15 protein-coding genes are annotated in these 16,973 nt (G+C 52.9%); all 15 read right to left on the reverse strand.

Translation table 11 applies throughout. The features are described from left to right. Positions 1-3: 3 nt before the first annotated feature. The 15 genes from ACFWUL_RS05530 to mraZ all read right to left on the reverse strand — a co-directional run bounded on the left by ACFWUL_RS05530 (position 4) and on the right by mraZ (position 15,512). Positions 4-513, reverse strand: a complete 510-nt coding sequence (locus ACFWUL_RS05530) for a D-glycero-alpha-D-manno-heptose-1,7-bisphosphate 7-phosphatase (protein WP_416178045.1) — start codon at positions 511-513, stop codon at positions 4-6. After that, positions 510-1,082: a D-sedoheptulose 7-phosphate isomerase gene (gmhA, locus tag ACFWUL_RS05535; protein ID WP_416178046.1), complete on the reverse strand. Its 573-nt coding sequence runs from the start codon at positions 1,080-1,082 to the stop codon at positions 510-512. The genes ACFWUL_RS05530 and gmhA overlap by 4 nt, the downstream gene beginning before the upstream one ends. Continuing rightward, the gene (gene nrdR, locus ACFWUL_RS05540) at positions 1,072-1,575 is read right to left on the reverse strand and encodes a transcriptional regulator NrdR (RefSeq protein ID WP_297021286.1); all 504 of its coding nucleotides are present in this window, start codon (positions 1,573-1,575) and stop codon (positions 1,072-1,074) included. The genes gmhA and nrdR overlap by 11 nt, the downstream gene beginning before the upstream one ends. A gap of 193 nt (positions 1,576-1,768) precedes the next feature. After that, positions 1,769-2,803: a cell division protein FtsZ gene (gene ftsZ / locus ACFWUL_RS05545; RefSeq protein ID WP_416178047.1), complete on the reverse strand. Its 1,035-nt coding sequence runs from the start codon at positions 2,801-2,803 to the stop codon at positions 1,769-1,771. 427 nt (positions 2,804-3,230) lie between these two features. Further along, positions 3,231-4,097, reverse strand: coding sequence for a cell division protein FtsQ/DivIB (locus tag ACFWUL_RS05550; protein ID WP_416178048.1), 867 nt, complete (start codon positions 4,095-4,097; stop codon positions 3,231-3,233). A gap of 12 nt (positions 4,098-4,109) precedes the next feature. Further along, the gene (locus tag ACFWUL_RS05555) at positions 4,110-5,045 is read right to left on the reverse strand and encodes a D-alanine--D-alanine ligase family protein (protein WP_416178049.1); all 936 of its coding nucleotides are present in this window, start codon (positions 5,043-5,045) and stop codon (positions 4,110-4,112) included. Beyond that, positions 5,035-6,435, reverse strand: a complete 1,401-nt coding sequence (gene murC, locus ACFWUL_RS05560; protein WP_416178050.1) for a UDP-N-acetylmuramate--L-alanine ligase — start codon at positions 6,433-6,435, stop codon at positions 5,035-5,037. The genes ACFWUL_RS05555 and murC overlap by 11 nt, the downstream gene beginning before the upstream one ends. Continuing rightward, on the reverse strand, positions 6,436-7,557 hold the full coding sequence (murG, locus tag ACFWUL_RS05565; RefSeq protein ID WP_297021297.1) for an undecaprenyldiphospho-muramoylpentapeptide beta-N-acetylglucosaminyltransferase: 1,122 nt from the start codon (positions 7,555-7,557) through the stop codon (positions 6,436-6,438). It abuts the gene before it with no gap. Between the two features lie 11 nt (positions 7,558-7,568). Then, entirely contained in the window at positions 7,569-8,918 is a 1,350-nt protein-coding gene (gene murD / locus ACFWUL_RS05570) for a UDP-N-acetylmuramoyl-L-alanine--D-glutamate ligase (RefSeq protein ID WP_416178051.1), read from the reverse strand. Positions 8,919-9,396: 478 nt separating this feature from the next. Continuing rightward, the gene (gene mraY / locus ACFWUL_RS05575) at positions 9,397-10,362 is read right to left on the reverse strand and encodes a phospho-N-acetylmuramoyl-pentapeptide-transferase (protein ID WP_297021302.1); all 966 of its coding nucleotides are present in this window, start codon (positions 10,360-10,362) and stop codon (positions 9,397-9,399) included. Beyond that, positions 10,352-11,743, reverse strand: a complete 1,392-nt coding sequence (locus ACFWUL_RS05580; RefSeq protein ID WP_297021304.1) for a UDP-N-acetylmuramoyl-tripeptide--D-alanyl-D-alanine ligase — start codon at positions 11,741-11,743, stop codon at positions 10,352-10,354. Before ACFWUL_RS05580 ends, mraY begins: the two co-directional genes overlap by 11 nt. A 1-nt stretch (position 11,744) precedes the next feature. Next, positions 11,745-13,250 carry a UDP-N-acetylmuramoyl-L-alanyl-D-glutamate--2,6-diaminopimelate ligase gene (locus ACFWUL_RS05585; RefSeq protein ID WP_416178052.1) on the reverse strand — a complete coding sequence of 502 codons (1,506 nt, stop codon included), beginning with the start codon at positions 13,248-13,250 and terminating at the stop codon, positions 11,745-11,747. A gap of 441 nt (positions 13,251-13,691) precedes the next feature. Then, entirely contained in the window at positions 13,692-14,078 is a 387-nt protein-coding gene (locus ACFWUL_RS05590; RefSeq protein ID WP_297021310.1) for a cell division protein FtsL, read from the reverse strand. 53 nt (positions 14,079-14,131) lie between these two features. Then, positions 14,132-15,064 carry a 16S rRNA (cytosine(1402)-N(4))-methyltransferase RsmH gene (gene rsmH / locus ACFWUL_RS05595; protein WP_416178053.1) on the reverse strand — a complete coding sequence of 311 codons (933 nt, stop codon included), beginning with the start codon at positions 15,062-15,064 and terminating at the stop codon, positions 14,132-14,134. A gap of 10 nt (positions 15,065-15,074) precedes the next feature. Further along, entirely contained in the window at positions 15,075-15,512 is a 438-nt protein-coding gene (gene mraZ / locus ACFWUL_RS05600) for a division/cell wall cluster transcriptional repressor MraZ (protein WP_297021315.1), read from the reverse strand. Positions 15,513-16,973 lie beyond the last annotated feature (1,461 nt).

A 16,973-nucleotide genomic window follows, 5' to 3' on the forward strand; every position in this document is an offset into this window, starting at 1 on the left:
TGGTTAATCCTTTACAGAAGGCAGGACGGAACGGATAAAATCATCCAGGTTCCCCCCGGTAAAGAGGAAACTTTGGATTCCTGCCCACCGGGCAGCCTCCATATCCCGCTCGCCGTCACCGAAAAGAAAACACCGGTCCTTGGGCAGGTCATATTGGGAAATGGCCTGGAGAATCATGCCCGGTGCCGGTTTCCGGCAGCTGCAGGCCCTGTCGTAGGCAGCCACTTTGGCTCCCGGCAGGTGGGGGCAGTAGAAAAACTCCGTGATTTCTCCCCCATACCGGCGAAATTCTTCGTTCATCTTCTCATGGAGCCGTCGTACATCATCTTCGGTGTAGTAGCCCCGAGCCACGCCGCTCTGGTTGGTCACCACGAAAAGAAGCCAGCCCTCTTTGGAGAGACGTCCCACCGCTTCCCGGGCTCCGGGAACCCAGCGGAGTTTGTCCATAGAATGTACGTAGCCGTCATCCTCATTCAGGACGCCGTCCCGATCAAAAAATACAGCTTTCTTCATTTATCCCAGTCCAGGTTATCAATGAATTCACAGATACTGTGGGCCGCCAGCATGTGGATTTCCTGGATCCTTGCCGTATTGTCATCAGGCACCACGAGCAGTTCCTGGCAGAGGGAAACCATCTGTCCCCCGTTCTTGCCGGAAGAGCCGATGGTAATGAGCCCTTTTTCCTTTGCCATCTTCAGCGCTTCCACCACGTTGGCGCTATTGCCGCTTGTGGAAATGCCCCACAGAACGTCTCCGGGACGGCCGAGGCCTTCTACCTGCCGGGCGAAAACCCGGTCGTAGCTGTAATCATTGGCTACTGCCGTGAGAATGGAGGTATCCGTAGTGAGGGCAATGGCGGGGAGGGAAATCCGTTCGTTGTGGAAACGGCCCACAAATTCCGCCGCAATGTGCTGGGCATCGGCTGCGCTGCCTCCGTTGCCGCAGATGAGAATCTTATTTCCCCTTTCCAAGGCCTTCCGGCAGAGTTCCGCCATGGCGGCTATGGTGGGAATCAGGGCACGGCTCTTTTCAAGTACCCGCTGGTGCCCATCGAAAGCAGCGGTAATTGTATCAATGTTCATGGGAATCCTTTCTGCCGGATAATGGCGTATCTTTCCCTTTATGGCTGTTCATGAGGGCCTCCAGCTCGCTCATGAAACTGCCGATATCCTTAAATTCGCGGTACACCGAAGCAAAGCGGACATAGGCTACCTGGTCCAGGTCCTTCAGTTCATCCATCACCAGCCGTCCGATGGTTTCCGTGGACACTTCCGGCTCCAGTCCGTTCCGTATTTTCTTTTCAATGCGATTCACTACCTCTTCGATCTGTGCGGAGGTGATGTTCCGCTTTTCACAGGCCCGGATAATACCGTTTCTGATTTTCGTCCGGTCAAAGAGCTCCCGGCTCCCATCTTTCTTAATGACCCGGAGCTGGGTTTCTTCCACGGTTTCATAGGTCGTAAAACGGCGTCCGCAGGCGAGGCACTGACGGCGGCGGCGAATAGACGTACCGTCATCGGTATCCCGGGAATCGGTGACTTTCGTATCGGGACTGTTGCAGTAAGGGCATTTCATATGGCTGCTCCTTTGGAAGAAAAAGCCACACTGCAGCTGCGGTGTGGCCTTTTATATCATATGGAAACACTGGTATTCCGGCTTCCTGTATCCATGGCGGGGATTTCTGATCTTCCTTTCACAGCATGCTATTCCGTCAGATGAAATCCGATACCCATGAAATTCCGGAAAAATACCGGTGAAGGAAATTTCCTTATTTTCTGAGGAATTCAGGAACCGCAATGCCTGTAGCCGGTCTTACAGCGTTGCTGAAGCGGCTGCCGCCCTGGGGAGCGGGGCTCTTCTTCTTATCGCCGAAACCGGTAGCAATGACGGTAATCTTGACGGTGTCGTTATCGAGGTCCGGATCCACAGAGGTGCCCCAGATAATGTTTGCATCGGGATCTGCAGCTTCTGTGATGATCTGGGAAGCTTCGTTGATTTCGAAGAGGCCCAGGTCTTCATTGCCGGTGATATTGATGATAATGCCCTTGGCACCTTCAATGCTCCGTTCAAGAAGCGGGCTGTTGATGGCCATGGTGGCTGCATCGCTGGCGCGGTTGTCGCCGGTGCCGATGCCGATACCCATCAGTGCATCGCCCTGGTCGCTCATGATGGTTCTTACATCGGCGAAGTCCAGGTTGATGATACCCGGTACAGTAATGAGGTCGGAAATACCCTGGATGCCCTGGCGGAGGACATCGTCGGCGGTCTTGAAGGCATCTTTAATGGATGTTTTCTTATCGATGATGCTCATCAGTTTATCGTTCGGTACAACGAGGATGGCATCTACGTTCTGTTTCAGCCGTTCAATGCCTTCGGCTGCGTTCTTTGCACGAACTTTGCCTTCAAAGCTGAAGGGTTTGGTCACTACAGCAATGGTCAGAGCGCCGAGTTCCCGTGCGCACTGGGCAGCCACAGGAGCTGCACCGGTACCGGTACCGCCGCCCATGCCGGCTGTAACGAAGACCATGTCTGCACCGGTCAGGGCCTTTTTGAGGTCTTCCCGGGATTCTTCAGCGGCCTGTTCCCCTACTTCCGGCTTAGCACCGGCGCCGAGGCCCTTTGTCAGCTTTTCGCCGATCTGGATTTTTGTTTCCGCTTCCGATTTATTCAGGACCTGTAATTCTGTATTGACAGCGATAAATTCTACGCCCTTCACTTCTTCATCAATCATACGGTTGACAGCATTATTTCCGCCGCCGCCTACACCGATGACTTTAATTTTTGCAATTTCAGACTGTTCCATGTTCGCTCCTCCTTTAGGATCTTTTGCGTCATGAGCTTGACCTGTTTTTTCAATATCCATGGTTATTCATCTTCTTTTCAATCATATATATCATTGTACAATACTTTGCCCAAGTTCGCTACAGGGTTAGACATAATCGTATGAGATTTTTTGTTATCTTTGCTTTATAAGCGAGCGGCCCATTCGTACGAATGGGGCTAAGGGTTGTGGGTGAACTTCGCTTCGCTCGTTCACCAGGTGGCAGGTGCTTCGCACCGGGGCATAAGGTGCAATCGCCGCCTTGCGGCTGAACCGCCTCATGCTCCCGCTGCGCCAGGGCGTTAGCCCTGGCATGCAGCCACAACCCGGTCGAGCCAGCGCAGCGGCGCTCGACCCACAACCCTTACGCCCCCTTTTATACGCATGGAGGTTGAAGTCTTCCGCCCACTTACTTCTTCAACTTAATAAACGGTGATGCCAGGTTGGCATCCACGTATTCTACCGAGAGCTTCCGGGCCTTTACGTCGCCCACCATGTTTTCAGCGAGTTTGGCCTGGTCTGCCATGTTCTCCCCTTCTCCGAGACGGACGGTGATGCCGTCCCTTGTATAGGCCTTGATGCTTTCCGCATTGCCGATGTTGATTTCCGAAAATACCTTCAGCCCATCGGGGGACAGGTTATTCAGGAAATCCAGTGCCTTTGCCGTGTCGTCACCGGAAATCCGGTCTCCCAGGAGAAGATTTCCCATCTTCTTCCCTGTAATCAGGGGCACTTCCACCTTTTTAATAGACTGGGTGGTGTCCATGACCATACCGTCAGCGTCCACGAAGGCATAGCCGAACTGGTCCTGTACGATGGCCACCGGCCGGCGGTCCGTAATATCTACAGAAAGGACGAAGGGAAACTTCCTTGTCACGGTGACAGAGGAAACTCGGATATCCTTCGAAAGCCGCCGGGTAAGGTCTGCCGTGCTTACCTGGAGTACATTGACGGGCTGCCGGATTTTACCTTCAAACAGGATATCATCCACCGTGAGCACATTAGTGCCGGTAAGGCTGATATATCCCAGGGGAATGGGAAGAAGAAACAGGGCCAGAATGCCCGCCAGCACCACCACTACGCCGCCGAATACGTAATTCTTCATGGAGGATCCGGTATGATGGGACTCTTTTTTTCTCTTTTTCTTCTTTACCGGCGCCTCAGGCGGTTCCTCCGGGGACAGCGGCTCGGGATGAACCGGCTGCTTGTCCTGCATTTCCTGGTTCTGCCCGTGCTGCTCCTTCAGGAATTCGTTAAAACTTTTAAAATTATCCATAATGCCTGCCTATCAGACTTTATCCAGACCCGCTTCCATAAGGATTTTTTCACAGAGCTTAGGGAAAGAAATTCCTGCCGCTGCTGCCGCCTTCGGCACAAGGCTGGTGGAAGTCATGCCGGGAATGGAATTGGCTTCCAGTACGAAGGGCTTTCCCTCTTTATTGGTCTTGAAATCGAAACGGACTGCGCCTTTGCATTCACAGATGCGATAGCCGGTCTCTGCAATTTCGCTCATTTCCTTTGCCAGTTCATCGGAAATCGGAGCAGGAACGATGTAGTCCGTAGCACCCTTTGTGTACTTGGAATGGTAATCGTACTGGCCGGAATGGGGGCAGATCTGGATGACAGGAAGCGCTTTCCCGTCGAATACGGACACCGTAAATTCGCCGCCGTCCAGGTAATCTTCCGCCAGGATCCGGGGTTCCACCTTGAATACCCGGGTCAGGGCATCGGGAAGGTCCTCTTTCTTCATCACAATTTCAATGCCGATGGTAGAGCCTTCGCAGGCCGGTTTCAGGACCACCGGGAAATCAAAGTTCTCGCAGATATCTTCCAGTACCTTTTCTTTTCCATCTTTCAGGTAATAAGCCTTGGAATGGGCCATGGGCATACCGGCCTGTTTGAAGAGGTGGCTGGACATGATCTTATCCATGGTAATGGCGGAAGAAGTGACGCCGCTGCCGGTATAGGGAATCCGGGCCAGTTCCAGCACACTCTGGATAGTGCCGTCTTCGCCGTACTTTCCGTGGAGGGCGATGAATACCACTTCCGCCCCCGCTTCTTTCAGTTTTTCCACCACATGGTGGGGATCATATTCCATGGGAATCACGGAATAGCCGATGGAAGCCAGGGCTTCCGCAATGGCGGATCCCGTATTTCTGGAAACTTCCGCTTCCGTGGAAGGACCGCCCATTAACACAACGATTTTCGTATTTTTAGTGATCACTTGGCATTCCCTTTTCTTTAATCAAATGAACCAGTTCTTCTCCGGCCCTGTAAATGCTGCCGGCGCCCATGGTAATGACCATGTCTCCGGGACGGATGAAATCGTAAAGGGCCTTTCCCATATCCTCCACCTGGGGAATATAGTGGATTTCCTTATCCGGAAGTCTCTCCCCCACCCTTTTGGGAATGAGGCGGCCGTCGATACCGGGAATAGGCTCTTCACTGGCCGCATAGATGTCCGTAAAGAACAGCACATCGGCGTCGTCGAAGGCTTCTGCAAATTCATCAATAAGCAGCTTTGTCCTGGAATAGCGGTGAGGCTGGAATGCGCAGATAATGCGGCGATTTCCGATTTCCCTGGCCGCCTTCAGGGTCGCTTTGATTTCCGTGGGATGATGGGCATAATCATCCACCACCCAGAGGCCGGCATCCTTGTATTTTGTTTCAAAACGCCGCTTCACCCCATGGAAATGGGACAGGGCAGAAGCAATCTTTTCAAAGGGGATACCGCAGTACAGGGCCGCTGCCACAGCACCCAGGGAATCCCGCACGTTATGGAGCCCCGGCACATGGAGCTCTATGGTGCCCAGAACTTTTCCCTCATAGGAAACATCATAGTACAGGGCATCCTTTTCATACCGGGGAGAAATTGCCCGGTAATCCGCTTTTTCATCAAGGCCAAAGGTAAAGACCTTCTTGTGGATGGCCGGAAGAATAGCCCGCACCCCCTCGCTGTCCAGGCAGAGGAAGGCGGCCCCGTCATCATAGGAAATGTGGTTCACGAATTCTGCAAAGGCTTTCCGTATATTTTCCACCGTGCCGTAATGGTCCAGGTGGTCGTCTTCCACATTGGTCACCACGGTGATGTAGTTTTTGAATTTCAGGAAAGAACCGTCGCTTTCATCGGCTTCCGCAATGACGTAGTCCCCTTTGCCGCAGGTGGAATTTCCATGGATATAGTCCGCCGCTGCGCCGAGAACAATGGTGGGATCAAGGCCGGCTTCGTAGAAAATCTGGCCCATCATACCGGAGGTGGTGGACTTGCCATGGGCTCCGGCAATGGAAATGCCTTTTCCTTTCTCCAGGAGCGCCGCCAGCACGTCGGACCGATGGAACACAGGGATTCCTTCTTTCCTGGCTTCCAGGAGTTCCGGGTTGTCTTCGGAAATCGCAGAGGAAATGACGACGCACCCCGCTCCCTTTACATTGGAAGCGTCATGACCGATGGAAATAGCGGCTCCCCGGGACCGGAAATTCGCCAGTACCGGGGAATCGGCCATGTCAGAGCCGGAGACGGTGTACCCTTTTTCCAGCAGGATTTCCGCCAGGGCCCGCATGCCCATGCCGCCGATGCCGATAAAATGAAAACTTTTATATGAATTGAGATCCATTTATGCTTTGCTCCTCTTTTCGGATAATTCCAGTGCCAGTTTCGCTATATCCTGGCCTGCATGGATTCTTCCCAGTCCCTTCGATGCATCGGACATATGGGAAAGGGTGGAGGGACTGCCCATGAGGTAGGTAATATCCTGGATCAGTTCCTTATCCGTCAGGTATTTGTCCACAATCATCTTGGCCGCCCCTGCTGCCACGAAAACCCGGGCGTTATAGGTCTGGTGGTCCTCCGCCGCATAGGGATAGGGCACGAGGATTGCCGGCAGCCCCCGGGCAGCCAGTTCCGCAAGGCTCACGGCACCGGCCCGGCAGATAATGAGATCCGCCGCCGCCAGGGCCAGGGGCATACGGTATTCGTACTTTATGATGCGGCCCGCTTTGCCTACCCGCCCCTCTTCATCGGCGTGGAGATCATTTTTTATCTTATCATAGTCCAGGGTCCCCGTCACATGGTACAGGCAGAGGTTGTCCCTGTCCCTGAAATGCTCATGGACCCCCTTCATGGCATTGTTGATGGACCGGGCGCCCCGGCTGCCACCGGTGATAAGCACCATGAATGTGCCCTCCGGAATACCGAGTATCCGTCTGGATTCTTCCCGTTTGGCTTCGATCACATCCGGCCGGATGGGGTTTCCGGTGTACACGCATTTCTCGGGATGGGGAAAACGGACTTTGGCCGCCTCATAGCCCAGGGCAATCTTGTCCACCACGTGGCTCAGGATCTTATTCGTAATTCCGGGAATCACATTCTGCTCCTGGATGAGGGTGGGAATATGGGACAGGGCCGCCGCCATCAGAATAGGGCCGCACACGTAGCCCCCGGTCCCAATGACCACGTCCGGATGGAAATGGCGAAGAATGGACCGGGCCTTCCAGAGGCTGGCGGCGGTTTTCATGAGAATGCCCACATTCTTTACGGTAAGGGACCGCTTCAGTCCGTAAGCCGGAATGGAGGCAAACTTGTATCCTTCCTTCGGGATAATCCGGGATTCCATGCCATTCGGTGTCCCTACGAACAGAAACTCCACATCATCCAGTTTTTCTAATTCCCTGGCAATGGTGATGGCTGGATAAATATGTCCCCCCGTGCCACCGCCTGATAAAATAACACGTTTCATTGAATCCCCACTTATTTCAGACTATTCACAATACGTTTAAAATCCATACCCCGTTCTTCCATGTTGTGGTACATATCAAAAGAAGAGCAGGCCGGTGAAAGGATGACCACATCCCCCGGTTTAGCCAGTTCCTGTCCCTTTTCCACGGCTTCCCTCATGGAAGACACCCGGAAAATGGAGGATACGCCGGCCGCTTTGGCAGCCTTTTCGAAACGGTCTGCCGCAGCGCCCAGGAGAATGAGATGTTTCGTATGTTTCTTCACTTCTCCCATGAATTCTTCCAGCGGCGTTCCCTTGTCATAGCCACCGGCAATGAGAATCACCGGATGGCCGAAAGCGCTCATGCCTTTCTCGGCAGCATCGGTGTTCGTTGCTTTCGAATCGTTATAATATTCCACGTCCCGAAGGGTCCGCACGTATTCGATGCGATTCGGGAGCGACGTAAATTCCTTCAGCACAGCCACGATTACATCCCGGGGTACGCCCCCTTCATGGGCCAGGAACGAGGCGGCCAGGGCATCCTCATAATTCTGGCTGCCCTTCAGCTTCAATTCTCCCGTGGTGCAGAGCGGAATTTCTTCTCCCTTTCTACGGAGAGTCAGTATGTCCCCCTTCAGGAATGCACCCTCCTCCACTTCATGGGATGTGGAAAGAAGGCATACATGGGTATGGCTTTCTGCCTGTTTTTTCAGCTGCGGCGTATAGGAATCATCAGCATTCAGGAGGAGGCAGTCATTTTCATCCATGTTTTCAAAAATCCGGGCCTTCGCAGCCACATAGGCTTCCATAGTGTGATGCCGTTCCAGGTGGTCCGGTGTAATATTCAGGATCACCGCCGCCTTTGGCTTGAAGGACTTGATAAATTCCAGCTGGAAACTGGAAACTTCGGCCGCAATGATGCCGTCTGCCGGAACCAGCTCAGCTTCCCGGGACAGGGAAATCCCCAGATTTCCTGCCAGCGCAAAGGGACGGCCGCTCTTGCTCACCATGCTCCCCAGGAGGGTGGTGGTGGTGGTCTTCCCGTTGGTACCGGTAATGGCAAGAATCGGCGCCTTCGTTACCCGGTACGCCAGCTCCACTTCGCTGATGACGGGGATATTCTTCTTAAATGCCGCCTGCACAATGGGGTTCTCCTTCGGAATCACCGGAGAAACAACCACAGTATCCACCCCTGCCAGAAGCTCTTCCGACTGGGGTCCGAAGCGGAACTGGGCTCCCAGCTCCGTGAGAGCGGCCTTTTCCTTTTTATCCTGCACCGAATCTTTCAGGTCCGAAATCAACACTTTGGCTCCGTGACGGAGAAGGACATGGGCAGCTCCCAGTCCGCTGATACCTGCACCGAGAATCAATACACTTTTCATTCGTTTACCTCCCCGGGAAATTTATTTATTAATTCACTGTATGTGGATATGTATTCATTAAGTAAGAGATTGAGATTGTGATCAATGAATCGAGCCTGCGACTCTGAAAGGTGGCTTAGGTGGCTCAAGTGGCTGAAGGGAAATGGCCTGCGGCCAAGGGGGTGGTGTGCCGCGACAAAATAATATAGCGGCACGAATTTTGTAATCTCAGATAAATCCGTCATCTTATTACGAGAGTAAGACAATCCGGAAAAACGCCCACCGCTGCTTATCCCTTTTCCTATAGATATCGGAGTCAGGGATTTAAAACACTCGCGGCTCTTCCAAACTTTGTGCGCCGCACAATCCCCTCAGCCACCTGAGCCACCTCGCCGAAGGCGTTACCCCTGAGTCACCTTTCTTCTCTATTATCTAAATTATTATAACTGAATCTCATGAAAAAAGAAATTCTATGGATTCCATAGAACTTCTTTTTCAGTTACAGCGCCCGGATGGCGAAGAGGAGGCTCACGCAGGCAGCAATGCCTTCGAAGATCCAGAAGGCCCACACCACGTGGACTTCGCTCCAGCCGGACAGTTCGAAATGGTGATGGAGAGGACTCATCTTGAAGACCCTCTTCCCAGTGAGCTGGAAAGAAGCGACCTGGATGATGACAGACAGCGCTTCCAGCACGAAAATCATGCCCAGGAAAACGAGAAGGAGCTCTGTCCTGGTCATGACGGAAATACCGGCAATGGCGCCACCCAGGGCCAGGGAGCCTGTATCCCCCATGAATACCTTGGCCGGGTGGTAGTTAAAGAACAGGAATCCCACGCAGCATCCGGCAAGGGTGATGATGAAATAGCCGAGGTCGTTGAATCCGGTCATGTAGCAGAACACAGCGTACGCCGAGAAGCAGATGACGCAACATCCCGCTGCCAGGCCATCGAGGCCATCGGTGAGGTTCACCGCATTCGAAGCGCCCACGATGACAAGAACCACGAAGGGATAGTACAGAAGGCCGATGGAAATATCAATCTGCGTAAAAGGAATGGCAATGGAATAGGGCAGATGCAGTGTATCCACCACGCCCCAGCAGAAGAGCACCGCCAGGATAATCTGTCCCAGCATTTTCTGCTTCGCCGTAAGGCCCAGGTTCCGTTTCTTTTCCGCTTTGATGAAATCATCGAGAAATCCCAGGAGCCCGTGGCCCAGGGTCAGGAACAGGAGCCACAGTACAGAGGGGTCGATCATTTTATTGAAAATGACCACCAGCACCGCCGCCAGCAACATGAAAAGGCCGCCCATGGTGGGGGTGCCGCTCTTGACCCGGTGGGATTTCGGTCCCTCTTCCCGGATGGACTGGCGGGCTTTCATTTTCTTTAAAAGGGGAATGCCGAAAAATCCAAGGATCACCGTAAGGACAGCGGCTTCCACCAGGTATATGAAATAATTACTTTCCATTCTTTTCTAAAGCCCCTCTCAGAATTTCAGGAATCTTTTCCATGTGCATGTAATGGGAGCCCTTTACGAGGACCACATCCCCGGAAGACGCCAGTTTCAGGAGGTGCGCCGCCGCTTCTTCGCAGGTATCGCAGGTGATGACTTCTTTCATACCTCCCTGTTCCGCCCCTTTGGCCAGGAACCGGCACAGGGGTCCTACGGTAATGAGACCGTCAAATCCGATATCCGCCGCCTTTTTACCGGTATCGTAATGCAGTTTTTCCTCAAATTTCCCCAGCTCGCCCATGTCTCCCAGCACCAGGAAATACCGCTTTCCCGGTACCTGTTTTGCCGAGCGGAAAGCCATTTCCATGGACAGGGGATTGGCATTATAGGAATCATCGATCACCGTGAGACCACCGATTTCTACGATGCTCTGCCGCTGGGTGGCCGGGCGGAATTCAGAAAGGGCCGTGCGGATCTTGCCGGTATCCACGCCGAGGACCCGGGCCGCCGCCGTAGCTGCCAGGGCATCGTATACATTATGGACTCCCAGGAGGTGAAGCTTCACCTTGAAGGCTTCATCAAAACAGGTACAGGTGTAGCGGGTAACTTCCGCTTCATATTTCACATCTCTCCCCCGCACCGTGTACCGGCCTTCGAGGCCATACCGGATGACCCGTCCCGAGAAGCCTTCTCCCATGGCGCTTACCCTTGGATCGTCGCCATTCAGGATGGCTGTACCGTCAGCAGGAAGGGCATCGATAAGCTCTTTCTTCGCTTTGGCGATATTATCCTGGCTTCCCAGGATGCCGATATGGGACGTTCCCACATTGGTCACCACTCCCATGGTGGGGCTGGCAATGCGGCAGAGTTCCGCAATCTGGCCGAATCCCCGCATCCCCATTTCCACCACGCAGACCTCCGTTTTTTCCGTCATGGAAAGGAGGGTCATGGACAGGCCGATTTCATTGTTGAAATTCTTCTGTGTCGCGCAAACGTTGAACCGGGTGGACAGAAGGGCCGTAATCATATCCTTTGTCGTCGTTTTCCCATTGGAACCGGTGACGCCAATCACCGGCACATGGAACCGCATCCGGTGGAAATGGGCCAGGTCCTCCAGGGCCTGCTTCGTATCTTTTACGAGAAATACGGATACTGAAGGATCCAGGTCTTTCCCATAGGATTCATCGGAAATGACCACCGCCGCCGCTCCGGAAAGGATGGCCCGTTTCAGGAACTCATGGCCGTTGAAATTTTCACCGATGAGAGCGATGAAAAGTTCTCCTTCCCCAATGGTTCTGGTATCCGTGCTGACGCCTGTCACAAAGTTGGAATTTCCTTTTGCCAGAATGCGGCCTCCCGTGGCCTTTACGATTTCATCCAGTGTAAATGAAGCCATGTCAAATCTCCTTCAAAGCTTTTCTAGCTTCTTCCCTGTCGTCAAAGTGAATGGTCCTGTCTTTCAGGATCTGGTAATCCTCGTGGCCCTTGCCGGCAATGAGGACAATATCCCCCGGCTTTGCCAGGGCAATGGCCCGGCGGATAGCGCTCCGGCGGTCCACGATGACTTCGTATTCGAGAGAAGGTTTTTCTTTCTTGATTTCTTCTACTCCCGCCGCCACTTCTTTCACGATTTCATTCGGGTCCTCAGTGCGGGGGTTATCGCTGGTTACCAGGGCAATGTCTGCGTTCCGGGCAGCAATGCGTCCCATGATGGGCCGCTTCAGTTTATCCCGGTCGCCGCCGCAGCCAAATACTACAATAATGCGGCCCTTCGTGATTTCCTCTGCCGTGGTGAGAATCTTTTCCAGTCCGTCCGGGGTATGGGCATAGTCCACCACCACCGTGAAGGGCTGTCCTTCATCAATGAGTTCGAAACGGCCGGGAACGCTGTGGAAGTCTTTCATAGCTGCCACAATGTCCTCCATGGCCACCCCTTCCGACAGGGCCGCCCCTACGGCACCCAGGGTGTTGTACACATTGAACCGGCCGGCCAGTTTCGTTTCAAAGTCATAGTCCTTCCCCTGATAAGCCACCTTGAAGGCAGAAGACTTGCCGGTGAAATGGATATCGTGGGCATAAAGGTCCGCTTCCGGGTGTTCCATGCTGTAGGTATGGAGAGCGCAGATGCTGCGGTCTTCTACCCCCTCTTCCATGACGTGGGCATAGGGGTCGTCCATGTTGACCCAGGCGGATTTGCCCTTTTTTGTCTGCCCTTTGGAAGAAACCATGTGGAACAGGATGGCCTTGGCATGGGCATAGTTGTCCATGGTCTTATGGAAATCCAGATGGTCTTCCGTGAGGTTCGTGAAAACAGCATCGTCGAATTCGCAGCCCGCTACCCGGCCGAGAACCAGGGAATGGGAGGAAACTTCCATGCATACGTACTGCACCTTTTCCTCCGCCATCTGGGCCAGGATCCGGTCCAGGTCGATCACATCGGGCGTCGTATTATGGGTGGGCAGCTCCTTATCCCCGATGAGGGCATGGATGGTACCGATGACGCCGGTCTTGTATCCCACGTGATGGAGAATATGGGCGGCAATATGGGTGGTGGTAGTCTTGCCGTTGGTGCCGGTCAAAGCAATCATCCGCATCTTGCGGGTGGGGTAATCAAAGAAAAAGGGTACCATATCTTCCATGGCTTTCCGTGTGTCCTTCACATACACCACAGCCACAGAAGCTGGTACACTGATTTCTTTGGAAGCCACAATAGCAGCTGCTCCTTTTTCTACGGCAGCCTTTACAAAATCATGGCCATCCACATGGGCACCGGAAAGGCAGATGAAGAGACTCCCCTTCTCCACTTTCCGGGAATCCGCTGTCACATCAAGGATTTCGACATCTGCGGGCCCTGTCACTTTTTCTACGGCCGTCATACGGGTAAGGTCCGATAATTTTTTCAAAATAATCACCTCTGCATAATTTCTATATTCATTAAGCGCGGTTTCTCATGAAATACAGGAAATGAAAGCCGCGATGAGTCAGCGCTTACACATAAAGCGTCATTATTTATGATAGCGTAAATCCCTTATAAGTACAATAGCGGCCCTGAAAAAAGGCCGCTTTTTCTTTAGCAGATGTTTTATTGTTGGTTGAGGTATAGCTCATGGGTATGGATGGGGCTAAAGGTGGTGAGTGAACATCGCTTCGCTTGTTCACCGGGTGGTGGCTTTACCTGGGGCTGCCGCCCCGGTAAAGCGGGGGCATAAGGTGGATTCGCTGCCAAAGGCGGCTCCCCTACCTTACGCCCCCGGCGCGAAGCGCCTACAACCCGGTCAAGCCAGCGAAGCGGCGCCAGGCCCACCACCTTCAGCCCCATTCCCTCCATTGGGCAAACGCTCAATCTACCGCTTAGCCACAACCGCCGCTTCGCTGCTGCCGTAGATATTCCTTACGGGAAGCCGCATGCCCAGTTTCTTTTCCGCCAGCTGCTGGATCCGTACGGGGGCATCGAGCCTTGCCACTTCCAGTTTCAGCACGGAATTTTCTTTTTCCAGTGTCATTACTTCCGAGCGGACCTGCTGCATGTTGTATTCGGCCTGTACATTGATGCTGTTCAGGAGGGTGCTCACGAGGAATGGCATGAGAATCAGGGCGATTCCCAGAATGACATCATGAAAGAGGCTCTGCCCCTCAGCCCGCTGCCGGCTTTCTTCCCTTTCCCGCGGGATAGCAATCGTCCCCGGCATGGAGGACATGTAATTCATCATCTGTACATTTTGAGAAACCATAATCCATCTCTCCCCAATACAACAATCGGCAAAATCCCATTTTTATAAAAGCTTTATACCCTCTCCACCACACGGAGCACTGCACTCCGGGCTCTCGGGTTTTCTTCGATTTCTTTGTCCGACGGCTTGATGGGCTTTCCGCAGCTCTTCACCGTCCGATGGTGGTGGCACATGCACACCGGCAGGTCCGGCGGGCATATGCAGTCCCGTTCCATTTCCCGGAAGGTTTTTTTGATGATCCGGTCTTCCAGGGACTGGAAGGTAATCACTCCCAGCCGGCCACCGACGTTCAGGTGGTTTACGCAGGACTCCATGGTGTCCTTCAGGATACCCAGTTCATTATTTACTTCGATCCGGATGGCCTGGAACGTCCTCTTGGCAGGGTGCGGTCCGTTTCTCCGGGCGTGGGCCGGAATGGCGGCCTTGATCACGTTCACCAGGTCCTCCGTCGTCTCAATGGGCTTCTTCTCCCGGAATTCCACGATGAATTTTGCAATCCGCTTCGCCCACCGCTCTTCGCCGTACTCTTTGATAATCCTCGCCAGATCCTCTTCTTCGTAGGTATTCACGATTTCATAGGCAGTGAGAGGATTCCGCCGGTCCATCCGCATGTCCAGCTTCCCGTTATTCATATAGGAAAATCCCCGCTCCCCGTCATCCAGCTGGTGGGAGGAAACGCCCAGGTCGAAAATGAAGCCATCCACTTTGTCCAGGCCAAGGGAAGCGAGGATACTATCCATATGGGAGAAATTATCCCGCACAAACAGGTGACGGCACTTCGTATCCTTCAGCCTCTCCCCTGCCGCATCGATGGCCTCCTGGTCCTGGTCGATGCCGATGAGAAGGCCGTCGTCTGCCAGCCGCTGGGACAGGGCAAAGGAATGGCCGCCGCCGCCCAGGGTGCAGTCCACGTAAATGCCATGAGGGTCCGTGAGCACGGAATCGATCATTTCATTCAGAAGAACCGTGGTGTGATGGAATTCCATGAAACCCTCCTTATAAGTCAAAATTCAGCGGCAGATCCAGGGAATCCGCAATATCTGCCATGGACTCGTCCCCATTTTCATCGGCATCCAGGAGTGCCGGATCCCAGATTTCAATGATAGGGCCCGTACCAACGATGACCGCATCCTTCTTCAGCTGGGCAAAGGTCCGAAGATGCTGGGGAATGAGGATTCTCCCCTGCTTGTCGCATTCCATTTCCGTCCCCCGTCCGATGAGGTGACGCATGATTTTTCTTACTTTGTGGTTCGTAAAAGGCAGCTTCTGGAGCCTCGCAATGAGGGCATCCCACTTTTCCTTCGGATAGATGCAGAGGCACGTATCGAGGCCCGGGGCCAGCACAAAACTCGCCCCCAGCTCTTCCCGGAACTTGGCAGGAAGGATCATACGACCTTTGGCATCGATCGTATGCGAATATTCATTCATGAACATAATCCTTCCACCTCCTCCACATTTATCCACATTCTACCACATTCCCCCACTTTCCTACAACGGAAAAGTCTGTTTGGTCTTTGGCTGAAATTAAAAGTCCCATCTTCGAAATATACGATAAATACTGGAGTTTCTCCTCTTTCTCCCCTGTGCTCCCTTTCCGGAAACAATAAAAAATCCTGTGGGAAAAGGTGGGAGAGAAAAATAAAAATCCCCACCTCGTGGGGAAAGGTGGGGGGATGAGGTCGAGATTGAGATCGAGGTCGAGGAAATCAGTGTGAGGGTGATAAGTGACTGAGGTGACCGAGGGGGCTGAGGGGATGATGGCGGTGCAGGAATATATAGCGCCGTTTTATGATGGTAGTGAAAGCCCGTTTATATTCTTTGCCGCTATCCGTCCCCCGTCATCTTAAGCGGTAGTAAACATTGGAGTAGAAAAAATGATAAACATAGCATGTGGGGAAGAGTCGAGAAATCTATCCGGTAATTGTCGGTAACGGTCATGCACATCAGATCAGTCGTTGAAAAGCATTGTATTCTCAAAAGCGAGAAAGATTTCTCGACTCCTCAAAGCTGTAGCGATTTTTATGGATACAGTCATAAGTGCTGCTTACCACCGCTCGAAATGACGGGGAGTGGAATGTGTCATCTCTACAGAAAACGTACTCATCCCTCAGGCTCCGTTCTTTCCTCGTCATCTCGAGCGGTGGTAAACGGCGGAATGGGGAAAATGATAAGAATAGTATGTGGGGAAGAGTCGAGAGATCTCCCTGGTAATAGTCGGTAACATTTCTGCATCTCTGGTGGGGCGTTGAAAGGCACCGCAATCCCAAATGCAAGAAAGATTTCTCGACTCCTCAAAGCTGTAGCGATTTTTATAGTTACAGTCATAAGTGCTGCTTACCACCGCTCGAAATGACGGGGAGTGGAATGTGTCATCTCTACAGAAAACGTACTCATCCCTCAGACTCCGTTCTTTCCTCGTCATCTCGAGCGGTGGTAAACGGCGGAATGGGGAAAATGATAAGAATAGTATGTGGGGAAGAGTCGAGAGATCTCCCTGGTAATAGTCGGTAACATTTCTGCATCTCTGGTGGGGCGTTGAAAGGCACTGCAATCCCAAATGCAAGAAAGATTTCTCGACTCCTCAAAGCTGTAGCGATTTTTATAGTTACAGTCATAAGTGCTGCTTACCACCGCTCGAAATGACGGGGAGTGGAATGTGGGAATAGTCCAACACCGGTATTTCATTATCTTTGTGATTACAGACGACAAAAGCGTGCCCCCTTGGAGAAGGGCGGGGGATGGATCCGCCTCGCAGAGGCGGGTTCAGCAAAGCAGATAAAGTACATATTTTCCCATTCCCCAATCAGCAGAGGAAATTCAGAGAAAGAGTGAAAGTCCAGCGGCTCTGCTGATGATTTCACCAATCCATCCTGCGCCTTTGGCACGCCCCTTCTC

The organism is Dialister sp. (assembly GCF_047832375.1).
Classification (GTDB): Bacteria; Bacillota; Negativicutes; order Veillonellales; family Dialisteraceae; genus Dialister.

Bases quoted from the DNA above. Each gene is read 5' to 3' on its own strand.
- rsmH (WP_416178053.1), bottom strand. From the start codon at position 15,064: ATGGAATTCCATCACACCACGGTTCTTCTGAATGAAATGATCGATTCC.
- nrdR (WP_297021286.1), bottom strand. From the start codon at position 1,575: ATGAAATGCCCTTACTGCAACAGTCCCGATACGAAAGTCACCGATTCC.
- mraY (WP_297021302.1), bottom strand. From the start codon at position 10,362: ATGGAAAGTAATTATTTCATATACCTGGTGGAAGCCGCTGTCCTTACG.
- ACFWUL_RS05590 (WP_297021310.1), bottom strand. From the start codon at position 14,078: ATGGTTTCTCAAAATGTACAGATGATGAATTACATGTCCTCCATGCCG.
- ACFWUL_RS05580 (WP_297021304.1), bottom strand. From the start codon at position 11,743: ATGGCTTCATTTACACTGGATGAAATCGTAAAGGCCACGGGAGGCCGC.
- mraZ (WP_297021315.1), bottom strand. From the start codon at position 15,512: ATGTTCATGAATGAATATTCGCATACGATCGATGCCAAAGGTCGTATG.
- ACFWUL_RS05550 (WP_416178048.1), bottom strand. From the start codon at position 4,097: ATGGATAATTTTAAAAGTTTTAACGAATTCCTGAAGGAGCAGCACGGG.
- murC (WP_416178050.1), bottom strand. From the start codon at position 6,435: ATGGATCTCAATTCATATAAAAGTTTTCATTTTATCGGCATCGGCGGC.
- ftsZ (WP_416178047.1), bottom strand. From the start codon at position 2,803: ATGGAACAGTCTGAAATTGCAAAAATTAAAGTCATCGGTGTAGGCGGC.
- gmhA (WP_416178046.1), bottom strand. From the start codon at position 1,082: ATGAACATTGATACAATTACCGCTGCTTTCGATGGGCACCAGCGGGTA.
- murG (WP_297021297.1), bottom strand. From the start codon at position 7,557: ATGAAACGTGTTATTTTATCAGGCGGTGGCACGGGGGGACATATTTAT.
- ACFWUL_RS05530 (WP_416178045.1), bottom strand. From the start codon at position 513: ATGAAGAAAGCTGTATTTTTTGATCGGGACGGCGTCCTGAATGAGGAT.
- murD (WP_416178051.1), bottom strand. From the start codon at position 8,918: ATGAAAAGTGTATTGATTCTCGGTGCAGGTATCAGCGGACTGGGAGCT.